13 protein-coding genes are annotated in these 16115 nt (G+C 43.7%); 5 read left to right on the top strand and 8 right to left on the bottom strand.

Features of this window, described 5'->3' with window-relative positions; translation table 11 throughout:
* Positions 1-34: 34 nt before the first annotated feature.
* The 5 genes from L2747_RS15745 to L2747_RS15765 form a co-directional block, all read right to left on the bottom strand.
* Positions 35-487, bottom strand: coding sequence for a thioesterase domain-containing protein (locus L2747_RS15745; RefSeq protein WP_248999963.1), 453 nt, complete (start codon positions 485-487; stop codon positions 35-37).
* 51 nt (positions 488-538) lie between these two features.
* A complete protein-coding gene (dtd, locus tag L2747_RS15750) occupies positions 539-976 on the bottom strand; it encodes a D-aminoacyl-tRNA deacylase (RefSeq protein ID WP_248999964.1) in 438 nt (145 codons plus the stop codon).
* A gap of 232 nt (positions 977-1208) precedes the next feature.
* Complete coding sequence (locus L2747_RS15755; RefSeq protein WP_248999965.1) at positions 1209-1778, bottom strand: M14 family metallopeptidase; 570 nt, start codon at positions 1776-1778, stop codon at positions 1209-1211.
* 18 nt (positions 1779-1796) lie between these two features.
* Positions 1797-2732 carry an alpha/beta fold hydrolase gene (locus L2747_RS15760; protein ID WP_248999966.1) on the bottom strand — a complete coding sequence of 312 codons (936 nt, stop codon included), beginning with the start codon at positions 2730-2732 and terminating at the stop codon, positions 1797-1799.
* On the bottom strand, positions 2732-3745 hold the full coding sequence (locus tag L2747_RS15765; RefSeq protein WP_283107312.1) for a virulence factor BrkB family protein: 1014 nt from the start codon (positions 3743-3745) through the stop codon (positions 2732-2734). The genes L2747_RS15760 and L2747_RS15765 overlap by 1 nt, the downstream gene beginning before the upstream one ends.
* Before the next feature lie 133 nt (positions 3746-3878).
* On the opposite strand from L2747_RS15765, the gene L2747_RS15770 reads away from it, so the two are divergent.
* From L2747_RS15770 to L2747_RS15780, 3 genes are all read left to right on the top strand, one after another.
* Positions 3879-4100 carry a hypothetical protein gene (locus L2747_RS15770; RefSeq protein WP_248999968.1) on the top strand — a complete coding sequence of 74 codons (222 nt, stop codon included), beginning with the start codon at positions 3879-3881 and terminating at the stop codon, positions 4098-4100.
* 28 nt (positions 4101-4128) lie between these two features.
* The gene (locus L2747_RS15775) at positions 4129-4776 is read left to right on the top strand and encodes a DUF2959 domain-containing protein (protein ID WP_248999969.1); all 648 of its coding nucleotides are present in this window, start codon (positions 4129-4131) and stop codon (positions 4774-4776) included.
* 182 nt (positions 4777-4958) lie between these two features.
* The gene (locus L2747_RS15780; protein WP_248999970.1) at positions 4959-6173 is read left to right on the top strand and encodes a 4Fe-4S binding protein; all 1215 of its coding nucleotides are present in this window, start codon (positions 4959-4961) and stop codon (positions 6171-6173) included.
* A 240-nt stretch (positions 6174-6413) separates the two neighbouring features.
* Here L2747_RS15780 and pdxY read toward each other — a convergent pair whose 3' ends face one another.
* From pdxY to typA, 3 genes are all read right to left on the bottom strand, one after another.
* On the bottom strand, positions 6414-7277 hold the full coding sequence (pdxY, locus tag L2747_RS15785) for a pyridoxal kinase PdxY (RefSeq protein ID WP_248999971.1): 864 nt from the start codon (positions 7275-7277) through the stop codon (positions 6414-6416).
* 291 nt (positions 7278-7568) lie between these two features.
* Complete coding sequence (locus L2747_RS15790) at positions 7569-9023, bottom strand: disulfide bond formation protein B (protein ID WP_248999972.1); 1455 nt, start codon at positions 9021-9023, stop codon at positions 7569-7571.
* Between the two features lie 653 nt (positions 9024-9676).
* The gene (gene typA, locus L2747_RS15795; RefSeq protein WP_248999998.1) at positions 9677-11506 is read right to left on the bottom strand and encodes a translational GTPase TypA; all 1830 of its coding nucleotides are present in this window, start codon (positions 11504-11506) and stop codon (positions 9677-9679) included.
* A gap of 674 nt (positions 11507-12180) precedes the next feature.
* On the opposite strand from typA, the gene glnA reads away from it, so the two are divergent.
* The gene (glnA, locus tag L2747_RS15800; protein WP_248999973.1) at positions 12181-13590 is read left to right on the top strand and encodes a glutamate--ammonia ligase; all 1410 of its coding nucleotides are present in this window, start codon (positions 12181-12183) and stop codon (positions 13588-13590) included.
* A 226-nt stretch (positions 13591-13816) separates the two neighbouring features.
* Positions 13817-16018, top strand: a complete 2202-nt coding sequence (locus L2747_RS15805) for a carbohydrate-binding family V/XII (RefSeq protein ID WP_248999974.1) — start codon at positions 13817-13819, stop codon at positions 16016-16018.
* Positions 16019-16115 lie beyond the last annotated feature (97 nt).

Genomic DNA, 16115 nt, shown 5'->3' on the forward strand with positions numbered 1-16115 from the left:
TCTAGGAGGCTTTTTTAGTATTTGTAGCTAGATATTAGCTTTTAGGTACACTGACATAAAGCCCAGAAAAACACGCACACAGCTTGTCGTTACAATAAAGCTCTACCTCTAAACGTACTTTCACTCGACGTCCTTGTGCTAACGAAGTTAAATCTACATCAGGCCAGCAAACCTTAGCGACAGGCTGGCTATCAATTGGGGCGATATAGCGCACATTAGCATCCGCCAATACAATGTCACCATCTACATCAGCTAACTTTTGCTGCAGCCATAACATCCCCCAGCCAGTTAAGGTCATTAACGTATAGATGCTGCCAGCAAACATGGTCTGGTGTAGATTGATATTGGGCTCTAGTGGCGCTGAGACTTTGAAAGCAGCACCATTAAACACCTTAGGCACAATCTGCATAAATTTACTAACAGGTATGGTTTGATGCCAAGTCTGCTGCAGCTCAATAAGCAAGTATTGGTGATTTAACTCTGTCATTTATTGATCCTAATACTGGCAAATACAAACTCTACGCCTGCGTTATAAACACTAAACTTGTAAGTTAAATGTCACTGGGCCATCGTTAACTAATGACACTTTCATGTCTGCAGCAAATTGACCGGTTTGAGTGTTGACCCCTTTTGATTGACAGAAATCAACAAACGCATCATATAGCTCGCGAGCCATATCAGGAGTGCCTGCACCAGAAAAGCTCGGACGTAGTCCGCGGCTAGTGTCAGCAGCTAGAGTAAACTGAGACACGACAAGCAGACTGCCACCAACCTGCTCAAGATTTAGGTTGGTTTTACCGTTTTCATCGGCAAAAACACGATAGCTCATCACTTTTGTGGCCAGCTTTTGCATTTTTTCAATGTCATCGCCTTGCTCTACCCCTAGCAGGACTAGCAAACCTTTGCCAATTTCTCCAATAGTCTCACCATCAACGACCACTTTTGCTTCACTTACACGTTGAATTAAGCCAATCACGTTACGCTTATCTCCGATAAAAAATTAAATATTAAAAAGAAGGACCTAGATCCTAGGGCGCTTCGCTTTGAGGACGGGCTTTGCCCTGCTAGGAGCAGCAAAAACCAAAAGCCCCCCCGCAGTCTTTGTTGAATTTTCGCTTTTCAGTTTTTCCGGCTTTACCTAAGACCTGCTTTTCCGTAAGCGTAGCGGCCGCAGGCTGTTATCGTCTTAGCTTTTCCTAGGACCTTCTTTAAATCGACTGAATATTCTGCATTACCGGAATAGGCTTAATCACATCTTGTGAGCCTTCAGGCAGAGACTCCGCAACCTGACGTAAACCTTCGTCAGTCCATAAAATAAATCGGCGTAACTCTTCCATAGTAATGGTATCAACAAAGGTTGCCGCACCTTGCACTTGAATCACCGCACCTTTGTCGCGAATAACAAACTTAGCAAAGTTAAGCTTTTGGTTTAGAGTGCCTATCATAAACAGCATCTCTTTACTGCCCACATACTTAGGATGAATCGCATAAAAACGATTCATCATAATACGGTCGATGCCGTCAGGGTTCATACTCGGTTGTAGGATAAACTGGGTTCGGTCAAAATCAACAGCTACACCATTAGGGCCGGCACGAGATGCTAAATAACTTTTATTTAGTAGAGCTTCCAGCAATTTAGTCGTTGCCTCTTCATTAGAAAGGCCACCTAAATTAACACTGTCAGGTGCCTTTGTAGCAGCTTCCACAGCAGTAGTGTTTTCTGTTGCCGCACATGCGCTCAGGCTCATAATTAGGCCTGCAATAATCAATTTTTTCATAGCGTCTATATTTCCTTTTTATTGTTTGGCCATTTCCCGTATGGCGTTTATTACTGCTTTCGCCATCTTTACGTCAGCTAAAGCGTGATACGCGCCTTTAATCTCAGTCACTTTAATTAGCTGACTTGCCCGCCCTTTAAAGAAGCTATTCACAACATTAAAGGGACAAACCCAATCTAACTCGCCCTGCAAGACGTATGTTTGCGACTGAATTAACGGCAACTTTTGAGACAACTTTTCAAATGCACCAAAGTAATCATTAGCAACATAATAAAGCTCAATGCTTGCTAGAGACTGACTGGAATGTGCATTTAACAACTCGTGTCCATAGCTAGGATAAGCTAACGCCATTTCCCAACGATTCCATTTTTGAGCAAAGTGTTGCCTTACTTCATGGCAAGGGTTATCTATCCCGTTGCGATAATGCGTAAATAATTCAGCAAGTGAGTTAGCTCTAACTGCAGTAATTTGAAATTGCGCATAATCATCTGCAAATAATCGCGCCGCACCACTATCCCCATAAAGCCACTTAATGCCTTCTTTATTAGGGATAAACAATCCCCAGAGCACTTGCGAAACCACTCGATTTGGATAACACGCCGAATACAATAGCGCCAAAGTGGCACCAAATGAGCCCCCAGCTAACATCCATTGTGGGATATCAAGCCAGCATCTGACTCGCTCAATATCACCTAGCAATAGCATTAAACTATTACCCTGTAACTCTCCTCGTGGACGAGAGCGTCCCGCCCCACGCTGGTCGAGCAAAATGACCCGATAAACTGACAAGTCGAATAAACTTAAATCTTCAATACAACAGCCGGCGCCAGGCCCACCATGTAAATACAACAGTGATATCCCCTTCGGGTTACCATACTGAGCCACATATAACTCATGCCCTTGGCCGACCTCCAACCATCCACTTTTAAATGGTTTAGGTTGTTGAGCCTGCATTAATCTGTTTGCTTATCAGCTGCAGGTTGAGAAGTTGCAGCTAAATTTTCCTGTTCAGCTTGCGTATCCGTTTGGCTAGCACTTGCAAGGCTTTCGTTAGCAGCGCTTGCATCCACTACAGAGTCGGCATCTACAGCAACGGCAGCATCAAGTGCTGATTGCTTATCTCTCAATTGCTGACACTCGTGCAAATACTCAGGCAAACCTGCAGTGATCTCGGCGCCCACTAACACGATAACCCACGATACATAAACCCAAACGAACAAAATAGGTATAGTCGCTAGCGCACCGTAGATCGCCTCGTAACTCGGAAACTGAGTCACGTAATAAGCAAAGCCTTTTTTGCCCAGCTCAAATAACATCGCAGCGACTAATGCACCTAACAGCGCATGTAAAAACTTAACCTTTTTAATCGGCACAACCATGTACAGCAATAAGAAAGCAGCGACCGAAAACAACATAGGCAGGCGTTCTATCAATAAAGGAACGACACCGGAAAGTTCTGTATCGCTAAATAACTTTAATGACACGATATAAGACGTCGCCACTAAGCTTGCACCAACAAGCACTGGCCCTAAGGTTAGTACCATCCAATACATCGAAAAAGAGACTGCAGCTTGACGCTTTTCTTCGGTACGCCAAATACTATTGAGTGCCTTATCGATAGCTGAGATCAACATCAAGGCAACGATCATTAATGCTGCGATACCGACGCTCGTCCCCTTTGAGGCATTAGCGACAAATTCATTAATGTAAATCTGTACCGTATCACCAGCTGCAGGTAAAAAGTTGTCATATACAAAGGCTTCTAACTTTTCACGAATACCGGAAAATACTGGGAATGCCGACAACATAGAAAACATAACCGCGACAATCGGCACCAGAGACAACAAGGTCACATATGCTAAGTGTCCAGCCTTTATATTGACTTGGTCCTCTTTAAAACGGCTAAGCAAGTGTAAAAAAAATGCCCAAATACTCAACAAAAAAGAACGAACCTGATTTATCACCATCTTATTTTTCACTTGTTACTCTTGATTCTGTTAAAGTTAGTCTTACGTTCTAAGACAATAAATGATTTGCCAATCACTATCTTGGTACAATAAAGCTTATAACCTTCTCTTTACAAGCATAAGGATTGAATTGATGTCTCAACAAGGATCTGCCGGCAATGTAATTGCCGCTATTGCTAGCTTTTTCTTCCCAGGTCTTGGACAGCTCGTTCAAGGGCGAATTCTAGCCGCCTTAATTTTTTGTATTGTTGCCGTTGTCGGCTACGCCCTATGGTGGTTGATTGTGCCAGCTATTATCGGCGGTATTGCTCACCTATGGAGCATTATCGACGCAGCTAAATACCGCTCAGAGTAACTCAACGAATTTTCAGGGATATAAGAAAATGAAAAAACTAATTACAACAGCTGTGTTAACAACGAGCCTTTTACTGACAGGTTGTCAAAGTGCTTATTACGGCGCAATGGAAAAAGTGGGTTATCACAAACGCGAAATCATGGTTGACCGAGTTGAAGATGCGAAAGAATCTCAAGAGGAAGCACAAGAGCAGTTCAGCTCTGCCCTTGAAGAGATGCAGGCGTTACTAAACCACGATGGCGGAGACTTAGAAAGCGCCTATAACAAGGCTAAAGATGAATACGAATCTGCGCAAGATTCAGCTGATGATGTGACTAATCGTATCGACAAAGTTGAAGATGTAGCTGAAGCGCTATTTGACGAGTGGCAAACTGAGATTGGTGAAATTAGCAAAGCTAGCCTACGCCGCAACAGTGAGTCTAAGCTAAAAGAAACTCGCCGCTCATATACTCAGTTGGTTAAAAGCATGCGCCGCGCCGAAAGTAAGATGGAGCCCGTGCTAACAGCAATGAAAGACAATATGCTGTATTTAAAACATAACCTTAATGCACAGGCTATTGGTGCAATTAAAGGTGAGTTCGCTAGTCTACAGACTGATATATCGGGCTTAATCAAAGAGATGAATAAGTCTATTGATGAGTCGAACAAGTTTATTGCCTCGTTAGAAAGCAAATAAGTCTTAGCTAAAGTTGGGTTCCTGAGCACAACTGCTCAGGGATCAACTTTGTGAACTGCCCCATTATTTTTCATATCCCAGTTTCAAATTGTCGATCTTCCCCACAAGCTGAAAACCCTTTAAGAACTTCTGATTTAAAAAGCTTTCACAATAGTATCAATCATCATTGAACTGATACATCTATGAGCTTTATTGAATCATTAACCCTTGCTATAGCATTGACCTACAGTGTCAGCCTACTTTATTGGAGCGGTAAAAAGTGGGGTGCATTAGCGAGTGGAGGACTCGTTGTTGGCGCAATCGTGTCCAGCCTCTATTGGCCGCTTATTGCTGCATTGGCAATTGCCACTATCACAATAGGTTTAGTGAATAAGTTACAGCCAGCTATCGCACAGGGCGATATGCGAGCCAACAACTTTCGAGAAGGCGTACAACACCTGCTGGCACTATCAATGCTCGTTGTTGGTGTGCAATTTGCTGTTAATTCGGCTCTCTTAAAAGCAGGAATTACCCCTTGGTTAATGCGTCCAGACGTTGGTGATGCCTTTTTACCGATTGCAGGGGGTATTGAATTAAAGGCTATTATCACTTTAGGAATTTGGGATCAGAACCATCCTGCTGCAGCGGTTATGCTAACAGTCGTTTTACTAACTGGCCTACTTTGTAAGCGTGCCTTTTGTGGCTGGGCTTGTCCACTTGGGCTTGCAGGTGAATACCTCTATAAACTCAGAACCCGTTTTATCAAGCAAGAACTATTGCCACCAGCCTGGATTGACTGGCCACTGCGCATGCTCAAGTATCTGTTATTGCTGGCGCTGCTGTATATTATTATTGGTATGCCAACCATGAGCATTCCGGGTTATTTAAACAGTAACTATCATAAGATTGCCGATCTTAAAATGGCGCTGTTTTTCGTAACCCCAGGGCTAGTCACTATCATCTGCTTTAGCATTATTCTCGGGCTAGCAGCTTGGCGCAGACAAGGCTTCTGCCGTTATATCTGCCCTTATGGCGCGCTACTAGGGATAATAAGCTTTTTAAGTCCGTTTAAGATCCGCCGTAATACCGAGCACTGCTTAATTGACGCCAAAGGTATGAGCTGTGATAAATGCAGCCGTGCCTGTCCGGCTAATATCTCGGTACATAAACAGATAAACATCCGCTCAGATGAATGTCAGGCTTGCATGCGCTGCGTGTCGGCTTGCCCAAAGAAAGAAGCATTACATTTTAGCACTCGTAATGGCTGGAAACTGTCTGCTCGTGGACTCACTATTATGCTACTAACGATAATGTTCTTATTACCGCTAGTCGCCTATTTAGGTGGCTTCTGGCACAGCGAAACGCCTGTAGAGGCAAGAATGTATCTGATCCAGCATTTGGATAGGATTGGGCATTGATAGAAGGGTCTAGAAAAAGCAGAGACTGACTAGATATCAACTCCCTGAGAAACAGTTTAATAAGTTGATACCTAATGCGGGACTGGCGGTGGTTATAATGTCGAGCTTAGGCGTGGTTTTCACTTCTGCAGAGAGCTAAACACTCTATTAGCTACACCCAATAAGCAAAAGCCCTGAATCAATGTCAAATTCAGGGCTTTTTCGTGTTCATCGGTGAGCACATTTAGCGACAAGTTAACACTAGCTAACTTTTTGCGCCTGTTGCTTAATCAAAGGGGCTGCTATGGCATCTTGAGCGCGGATTAATTGCAGCTCGTATGCACCTTGCTTGAAGGTTTCTAGCAATACTGTATCAACTGACGCATTAGTACGCTCAAAAGCTTCCACTGGGTCGCAACCCGCTTGCAGATTAGCTAACATCAAGCCACTGATTAAGTCGCCCACACCCACTGGCTGCTTTTCAAATTCGTATAATGGACGCGAGATTAAATAGCTGCCACCTTCAGTCACTAACAGCATCTCAAACTGATCTTTATTAGTGGCCGCTTTTGCAAGGTGCTTAACCACAACCATTTTCAGGCCTTTCGCGAGTAGGCTTTGGCAAGCCTGAATCACTTCATCTAGATTATGCAGCTCAGTGTCAGTTAGGGTTTCTAGCTCTAATAGATTTGGCGCAATAATGTCTGCTACTGCTAAAGCTTGAGTTTTTAAAAACTCCTGCACACCCGGCGACACAATACAGCCCTTTTCAGGGTGACCCATTACTGGATCACAAAAATAGATAGCATTAGGGTTAAGCGCTTTCATCTTCTTCACTGCAGCGGCAATTTCAGCACCTTGTTCAGCACTGCCCAAGTAGCCACTTAATAGTGCATCGCAGTTTTTCAGCTCGCCGATATTATCTAAGCCTTGCACCAACTCGGTGATCTGACCCGCTGGCATGATCATTCCAGCCCAACCTTGTGCATACTGCGTATGGTTTGAGAACTGCACCGTATTAATCGGCCATACCTCCATACCAAGACGACGCATTGGGAATACAGCGCTGCTGTTACCAGCACAGCCAAATACCACATGGGATTGAATGGATAAGATCCGCTTCATTGCTCACTACCTTTAATTTTATTAGCGATGTTGATTGAGGGTGCTCTATTGCCGTTGATTGACAGCTAGCAGAGATTTTTATCGATTATACCAATTAGGCTAAATTAGTATTCTCAAACTTAATCAAGCTGTGAGCTATTACACTGATATTTGTAGTGAGATAGATACGACAAGTGAGCATTAGCCAGTCTTTAAGCGCTATGTAGGCTAACTTCTGACGTAAAAAAAGCCCTTAACGATTAATTAAGGGCTGGGTATTCTCAACGCAATTTAATGCTTAGCTTTAACAGATTAATGCTGAACTTGATAGAAGTTAACGCGGTTATTACCTTCTGTCGCATCCAGTACTGCAAAGTTATTATTTACAACAGTCATCGCTTGTGGGTTATTAAGGCCCACAATATCACTCGCTGTAACAACGGCATTTGAAGCTAAATCCATGGTTAACATTTGCTGACCCGAATGGCTAAGCAAGTAAGCTTTATCGCCCGCTACGCTAATACCGGTTACATTCGGGTACTGCTCAACGTCAATGCTAATAATCGCTTCACTGTTAAGTTCATAGTCTTTGCCACTTAAACGCGAAACCACAAAGTTATTACGCTTCAGATCAGGCAAGGTCACCATTAAGTACTCTTGAGTGTTCGCGTCCCACCCCACGTTAGCAACGTAGTTGTACTTAGCTCGCACTGTCGCAAAACGACTACGCTTTAGCTCACGCACGCCATCTGTGCCCTCAATGAAACGACCATAAGTATTATCAAACTTCACGCTTGGATCGTACTCAACGCGTACAAAGCTCTTGTGATCCGCTGTAACTAATACCGATGTTTCGCCGTCAAAAGTCACACCCGCAAGGTTAGAGATCTCAGCAGAGAAAGCAGCATCAATCTGCACTTTTGCTAAAATACTTGTCAGCGTGTCATCTAAGAAATAAACCCAATTATTGCTAGTCACTACTGCGTATAACTTGCTTTGAGGGTTGTAGCTCATACCCGTTGCTAAGCCGAAGATGTCACTTGGTAGCTCAACGCTTTTAAGCAATTGAAGCTCGTCGCTTGTGGCAACTTTAGTCGCATCATTTTGAGTCATGCTTGCAAAATCAGGTTTCTCGATTGAGTAAGCACCACGGGCTGACAGCTTAGAAAGCGTTGGCCAGTTAGCCGTAGACCAAATGGTTTTCTCTGAATCAAAGGTCATACGCACAGGATCGCTTTGACCGATATATGGGAATGGGCCTGTTTGCGTAAAGGCTTGTACGATGTTGAAGCCAATAATGACTAGGAACACGTTGACCGTGATCTTGTTCAGTAGGCTCCATTCACTGCTATCGCTCTTCTCTACTAGCTTGTCGCCTTGTAGCAGCATTAATACGCCGGCAAACAATAAGATAATCGCAAAGACCACAATCACCCATACATAGGTGTGAACGCCAAAAATCGCTGGGCCAAAACCTTGGCCAATATCACGAAGAATATGCGCTGAACTATGACGATAGCCTGCCCATAAGCCGTATACCGCAGTGATAATCAGTGCGCCAATATACTTTGGCTTTAAACCGTAACGCATGATAAAAATCGCGATTAGCGAGACCAGCACCATAGCGGTGCGCTCTTGCCAACAAAGAATACAAGGGGTGTCACCCATGGCAAAGCCCAAGATGATACAAGCGATACCGACTGGTAAAGCGATTAGCGCTAATGCCGCTAACGATATAATTCTGTTTACTGTTAATTCATTCATCATAGTGTTCTCACAAGTTACCAGCAGGCACTAACATGCCCCAAGTGGCGATCAACCAAATTCCCATGCTCATTAAAATGCTCAGAGCCAAAAAAATATGCGCCATTTTTTGTTTGTGAGGTTTAAAGGCAACCAAGAAACAAGCAATAAAAATTAGGCAAAAAAGTAGAAATTCCACAACTTTCTCCAATAGAGTTCACTAGAACTCAATTCAAAAATGCGCTTAGCAATAAGCCAAATATAGGCTAAAAATGTCGACAGCAATCGCTGTAATACTTGGTAATTTGTAGTGCAAGTTACTCAAGCTGAGACTAAATTACGGTAAATCGAACTAAAATAATGTGCCGCAACCGCCATACCTCCAAATGAGTATTAGCGTATTCTGATTTTTGCTAAGCAGGTTCATTTATCACTAAATTAGTGAGCGCTAGCGCTTATAGCTAGCAGACTGGCGAGTAGAGATTCACACTCTAAAGCGAGTTGTGACTCTAGGCTAAAAGCCTGAATTAATGGGATTTAAAACAAAAATCTGCAAATAGGGTGAGCAATGCCACTCAAAATGTATAACGGCAAATAACAAAAAAGCCCCCAACATTTACATGTTGAGGGCTTTTTAAATACTTAACCTAATTAAAGGTTGAAGCTAAACGCGGTCATTACTTACGGTTATGACGCTTACGCTCGTTTTCAGTCAAGAAACGCTTACGAACACGGATGTTCAGTGGCGTTACTTCTACTAATTCGTCATCATCGATGAACTCAAGAGCTTGCTCTAGTGTCATTTCGATATGCGGAGTTAGTACCTGCGCTTCGTCAGTACCAGATGCACGCATGTTAGTTAGCTGCTTACCTTTCAAACAGTTAACTGTAAGGTCGTTAGCACGTGCGTGAAGACCAACTACTTGACCTTCGTATACTTCTGCAGCGTGAGTAATAAACAGACGACCACGCTCTTGCAGACCGAATAGTGCGAATGTTAGTGCCTTACCAGTTGCGTTAGAGATCAATACACCACGTGCACGTTGACCAATATCGCCGCCTTTCAGAGGACCGTAATGGTCGAATGAATGGTAAATTAGACCAGTACCAGAAGTCGCTGTCATGAATTCAGTTTGGAAACCGATTAGACCACGGCTAGGGATAACGAAGTCGATACGTACACGACCCTTACCGTCTAACTGCATGTCCTTCATGTCACCCTTACGAGTACCAAGCTTCTCGATTACTGCACCTTGATGTTCTTCTTGAACGTCAACAGTTAGTGTTTCGAACGGCTCACACATCTCGCCATCAATCTCTTTGATGATAACTTCTGGACGAGATACTGCTAGCTCGTAACCTTCACGACGCATGTTTTCAATCAAGATTGAAAGGTGAAGTTCACCACGGCCTGATACGCGGAAACGATCTGGGCTGTCAGTTTCTTCAACACGAAGTGCTACGTTGTGTACTAGCTCTTGTTGTAGACGCTCAAGAATGTTACGTGAAGTAACGAACTTACCTTCTTTACCAGCGAACGGAGAAGTGTTCACCTGGAAAGTCATGGTTAGAGTTGGTTCATCAACAGATAGAGCTGGTAGTGCTTCTACAGTAGTAGGGGCACAAATGGTGTCAGAAATCTGTAGCTGGCCAAGACCAGTAATTGCAACGATGTCACCAGCATTAGCATCAGATACTTCGTGACGCTCTAGACCCATGTAACCTAATACTTGGCCAATCTTACCGTTACGTTTCTTGCCGTCAGCGCCAAGAACTGTAACTTGTTGGTTAGTTTTAACACTACCACGCTTGATGCGGCCAATACCGATAACACCCACGTATGAGTTGTAGTCGATTTGCGAAATTTGCATCTGGAAATCACCTTCAGCATCAGCATCTGGTGAAGAAACTTTTTCAACGATCGTTTCGAATAGCGGCGTCATGTCAGCGCTAACTTCGTCTGGATCCAATGTTGCAAAACCGTTTAGTGCAGAAGCATAAACGATTGGGAAATCTAGCTGCTCATCAGTAGCGCCTAGGTTGTCGAACAAGTCAAATACTTGGTCAATAACCCAATCTGGACGTGCGCCTGGACGGTCAATCTTGTTAATAACAACGATTGGCTTTAGGCCTTGAGCGAAAGCTTTCTTAGTTACGAAACGAGTTTGTGGCATTGGACCATCAACTGCGTCAACTAGTAGTAATACTGAGTCAACCATAGATAGAACACGCTCAACCTCACCACCGAAATCGGCGTGACCTGGGGTGTCTACGATGTTGATGCGGTAATCGTTCCACTTGATGGCAGTGTTCTTGGCCAGAATCGTGATACCACGTTCCTTTTCAAGATCATTTGAATCCATCACCCGCTCAGTGGCTTCTCCTCGAGACTCAAGGGTTCCTGACTGCGCCAGCATCTTATCAACCAAGGTAGTCTTACCATGGTCAACGTGTGCAATAATGGCGATGTTACGTAAATTCTCTAACACGGCTAAACCTCTTACCATCGGTATAAAATATAGGGGGGTTACTGACAACGACTAAAACCAATCTAGTATAGTAGTTGCAATAAAAAGCGTGACATTCTACTCTAGCTCGGCGTTATCTCACAGGATTATTTTTAACCAATCGTTAAAAATAACTCTTTCGCATTGATTTTTTTCACTCTAACGCCCGCTTTTTATACACTTTTTTATACTTTCCTTGTGTGACACTATTAGTATCTGCTTCCTAGATAAATTCAATATTTAGCGATTTAAAAGTAATTTCAGCCATATTAACCAATAGATTTACGCCTTTTATTCTCTCGCTGTTGACTGTTTTTAATCGCAATAACACTTATTGAAATACAGATGCTATTTCCTTGAGCTACACCCTATAAAATTCGATTTAGCTTAGCTATTCTGTCCGCTCGTTTAAAACGCAAGAGCAAGCCAGCCATAATCTAGTTCACAGGCTGCCTGCACCGTAATAGCGCGTGCACCATATAGATCCATTGCACGCACCAAAATAGTGCAAAACGCGTTAACCTGAATTATTACGAAAACAAACAACTATTATTATTCAATAAGTTATAATGTTGGCACGACTCTCGCTATACAAATATCAGAATCGCGTTAAGCGCTAAATATTTAAAGATAAAACAAAGGGACAACCCTTTACCCTACTCGGAGATTTGAGAATGTCTGCAGAATCAGTTTTACAACAACTAAAAGAACTAGAAGTTAAATTTGTTGATTTGCGTTTTACCGACACCATAGGTAAAGAGCAACACGTTTCAATTCCTACTCACCAAGTTGACGCTGACTTCTTCGAAGATGGTAAAATGTTCGACGGTTCTTCAATCCAAGGTTGGAAAGGCATTAACGAATCAGACATGGTATTGATGCCTGATCCAGCAAGTTTCGTACTTGACCCTTTCACTGCTGAAACGACAGCTAACATCCGTTGTGACATTCTAAATCCAGGCACAATGACAGGTTACAACCGTGACCCACGCTCTATTGCTAAGAAAGCAGAAGATTATTTACGTTCAACAGGTATTGCTGACACAGTGCTGATTGGTCCAGAGCCAGAATTCTTCCTATTTGACGATGTGAAGTTCAGTGCTGACATGTCAGGTTGTTTCTACAAAGTTGACGCAGAAGAAGCAGCTTGGAATTCAGGTACCAGCTACGAAGATGGTAACAAAGGTCACCGTCCAGGGGTTAAAGGTGGTTACTTCCCTGTAGCACCAGTTGATTCTTCACAAGATATCCGTAGTGCTATGTGTTTAGTACTAGAAGAGATGGGTCAGGTTGTTGAAGCGCATCACCACGAAGTGGCGACTGCTGGTCAGAACGAAATCGCAACACGTTTCAATACGCTAACCCTTAAGGCTGATGAAGTTCAGGTGCTTAAGTATGTAGTACATAACGTTGCTCACGCTTATAACAAGACCGCGACATTCATGCCTAAGCCAATCGTTGGTGACAACGGTAGCGGTATGCACGTGCATCAGTCTCTAGCTAAAGACGGCGTAAACCTATTTGCTGGTGACAAATACGGCGGATTGAGTGAAACAGCATTGTTCTACATCGGTGGTGTAATTAAGCATGCTCGTGCTATTAACGCATTTGCTAACCCATCAACTAACTCTTACAAGCGTCTTGTACCACACTTTGAAGCGCCAGTGATGCTAGCTTACTCAGCAGCTAACCGCTCTGCTTCTATCCGTATCCCAGTGGTACCAAGTGCAAAAGGTCGTCGTATCGAAGTTCGTTTTGGTGACCCAGTAGCTAACCCATACTTAGCGTTCTCTGCAATGCTAATGGCAGGCCTTGACGGTATCCAAAACAAGATCCACCCAGGTGAAGCAATGGATAAAGATCTATACGATCTTCCAGCTGAAGAAGCTGCAGAAATCCCAACAGTTGCAACTTCACTAGAAAACGCACTTGAGTGTCTAGATGCTGACCGTGAGTTCCTAACTCGTGGCGACGTATTCACTAACGACTTTATCGATTCTTACATCGCCCTTAAGTCTGCAGACGTTGAGCGCATTAACCAAACAACTCACCCAGTAGAATTCGAGCTTTACTACAGCTTGTAATCCTTGAGTTGAGCCGCTAACCAAGCATTTGGTTAGCCTTTAAGCCCTAAACAGCAATGTTTAGGGCTTTTTTATTAGATCATAATTCCTCTTACACTCTCTCAACCCACTATAGTTATATCAGCGCCATACAAAACTAAATATACCTAATACCAATTGACATAAAGGTGCTGCAAAAACAAGCAACTATGTTAGCTTGTACTTAACTGTAATAGAGGGAGCTATCATGTCTGCACGCATTTCAATCTTAACCAAAACTGTGATTTGGTTGTCATTGCTATTAACGCTCGGCATCTTGCCCGCTAAAGCCATTGAATGGCCACAAGATGTCACCGCCAAAGAAGGCACCATTGTGGTGTATCAGCCACAACCTGAATCATTAAATGGCAATATCTTACAAGGCCGCGCGGCGATGTCACTTGAGTTAATCGACAGAGACGAGCCTATTTTCGGTGCTTTCTGGTTTAGTGCCCGCATCGATACTAACCAAGACGTTGCTACGGTGCGCAATATTGAAGTCACCAAGGTACGCTGGCCAGACTCTCAACCCGCTGATGAGCAGCGATTTACAGAAGTGGTTGAAAAGGAACTTGAAAATAGTCAGTTTGAAATCTCTATGCAGCGTTTATCTGCAAGTCTTGCTAACGCTAAACAAGAAAAACAAAGTCTGGCGGAAATCAAAAGCGATGCCCCCGATATTTTATTTCGTCAACAGCTAGCGGTACTACTTGCTTTTGATGGCACGCCACAATTTAGAGATATTGAAAATAGTCCGTATGAACGCGCACTTAACACCCCTTTTGCCGTTGCACGTAATAAGCAAACCAAAAAACTCTTCCTTAGCAATGGTACGTATTGGTACACGGCTGATAACCCTATGGGGCCATGGCAAGCGACCGAATATCCGCCTGAAGACTTAGTTAAGATGCTCCCTGACTCCAACAACGGCAACGCAGCTACGGCAGATGCCCCCGCTGTCATTGCCGTCGATAAACCAACAGAGTTAGTATCTACCGATGGTAAACCGCAATGGAAAAGCTTAACCGCAGGCAAGCTGCTGTATGTCAGTAATACTGAAACGGCATGGATCCGTGAAACTTCAAGCGGTGAAATGTATCTGCTACTCTCTGGTCGTTGGTTTAAATCTAAAAAAGAAGCAGGTCCTTGGAGTTTCGTCCGCGCAGACAAACTGCCTACGAGCTTTAATGATATTCCGCCAGAATCAGATATCGGTGGCTTACGCGTGTCGGTGGCAGGCACCACTGAAGCCGACCAAGCTATGCTTGATGCACAAATTCCACAAACTGCCGCCATTAAACGTGATGCGGCAAAGCTCAGTGTGCAATATGATGGTGAGCCTAAGTTTGATGCCATTCCCGGCACTAAAGTCGCCTACGCAGTCAACACTGCTACTCAAGTATTAAAAATTAACAACCAATATTATGCTGTTGATAACGGCGTTTGGTTTACAGCATCCAATGCCAAAGGGCCTTGGCAAGTTGCTGATAACATTCCTAATGATGAAATCGCCAAAATCCCGCCAAGCTCACCTGTGTATAACACCACTTACGTTGAAATCTACGACTCAACACCTGAAGTAGTGTATGTCGGTTATACCCCAGGTTATATGTGGTCATACCCTTATTATGGCGTGCCCGTTTATGGCACAGGCTGGTATTACCCTCCGTATTGGGGACGTTACTATTATCCACGACCACCGACTTGGGGTTTACACGTGGGTTATAACCCATGGACAGGCTGGAACGCGGGCGTAAGTTGGAGCAATGGTTTCTTTAGTGTAGGCATAGGTTGGAGTGCCGGATGGGGCAATCACTATTATCCGGGTCGCTGCTGTGGCGGCTACTATGGAGGTGGCTATCGTCGCCCAGTGGTGATTAATACGGGTGATATCAATATTGGTAACAGCGTGAGTATTGGTAATCGCACCAACATCTCTAATAAACTCGCTAATACCAATATTTCCGGCAACAAGCTCACTGGCAACCGAGTCGGTAAAAACAATCTTTATAACCGTCCAGAAACCCGTAATCGCAATGCTGATCCAGCAAAGATTAATAATAAGTTTAAACAAGCCAATCACAACAATGCTCGCACAAATAACGTCTTTGCCGATAAAAATGGCAATGTAGCTAGAGACTTAGATGGAAAATGGCAAAGCCGTGATAAAGGTAGCTGGACACCTGCACCTGAAACACGTCAGAAAATTGAAACAGGGATAAACAATCGTGAAATATCTCAGCCTAAATCTCTGTCTAATCCTCAACCTGCAAGGCCTAACAACCCAGTAAATCGGCCCAACAGTATCAATCGGCCAGTGAATAATCACAACTTTGACCGAGAAGGCCTAAATCGTGCCCGTAACGCCCGTCAGCATGGTTCCATGCGTGAAGGAAGACGCGGACGTTAACAGTCATGGTACTCAAATAGGCCTGCCACACGCAGGCCTCTTTATTTGCTGATTACTGGCTTAACCCATGTCTTGAATATCATCAGACATCATTCAC

It is taken from the genome of Shewanella marinintestina, from assembly GCF_023283845.1.
In the GTDB taxonomy this organism is placed as follows: Bacteria; Pseudomonadota; Gammaproteobacteria; order Enterobacterales; family Shewanellaceae; genus Shewanella; species Shewanella marinintestina.

Coding starts and splice junctions, on each gene's coding strand:
- pdxY (WP_248999971.1), bottom strand. CDS start 7,277: ATGAAGCGGATCTTATCCATTCAATCCCATGTGGTATTTGGCTGTGCT.
- L2747_RS15745 (WP_248999963.1), bottom strand. CDS start 487: ATGACAGAGTTAAATCACCAATACTTGCTTATTGAGCTGCAGCAGACT.
- L2747_RS15790 (WP_248999972.1), bottom strand. CDS start 9,023: ATGATGAATGAATTAACAGTAAACAGAATTATATCGTTAGCGGCATTA.
- glnA (WP_248999973.1), top strand. CDS start 12,181: ATGTCTGCAGAATCAGTTTTACAACAACTAAAAGAACTAGAAGTTAAA.
- typA (WP_248999998.1), bottom strand. CDS start 11,506: ATGGTAAGAGGTTTAGCCGTGTTAGAGAATTTACGTAACATCGCCATT.
- L2747_RS15760 (WP_248999966.1), bottom strand. CDS start 2,732: ATGCAGGCTCAACAACCTAAACCATTTAAAAGTGGATGGTTGGAGGTC.
- L2747_RS15765 (WP_283107312.1), bottom strand. CDS start 3,745: ATGGTGATAAATCAGGTTCGTTCTTTTTTGTTGAGTATTTGGGCATTT.
- L2747_RS15755 (WP_248999965.1), bottom strand. CDS start 1,778: ATGAAAAAATTGATTATTGCAGGCCTAATTATGAGCCTGAGCGCATGT.
- L2747_RS15775 (WP_248999969.1), top strand. CDS start 4,129: ATGAAAAAACTAATTACAACAGCTGTGTTAACAACGAGCCTTTTACTG.
- L2747_RS15770 (WP_248999968.1), top strand. CDS start 3,879: ATGTCTCAACAAGGATCTGCCGGCAATGTAATTGCCGCTATTGCTAGC.
- L2747_RS15780 (WP_248999970.1), top strand. CDS start 4,959: ATGAGCTTTATTGAATCATTAACCCTTGCTATAGCATTGACCTACAGT.
- L2747_RS15805 (WP_248999974.1), top strand. CDS start 13,817: ATGTCTGCACGCATTTCAATCTTAACCAAAACTGTGATTTGGTTGTCA.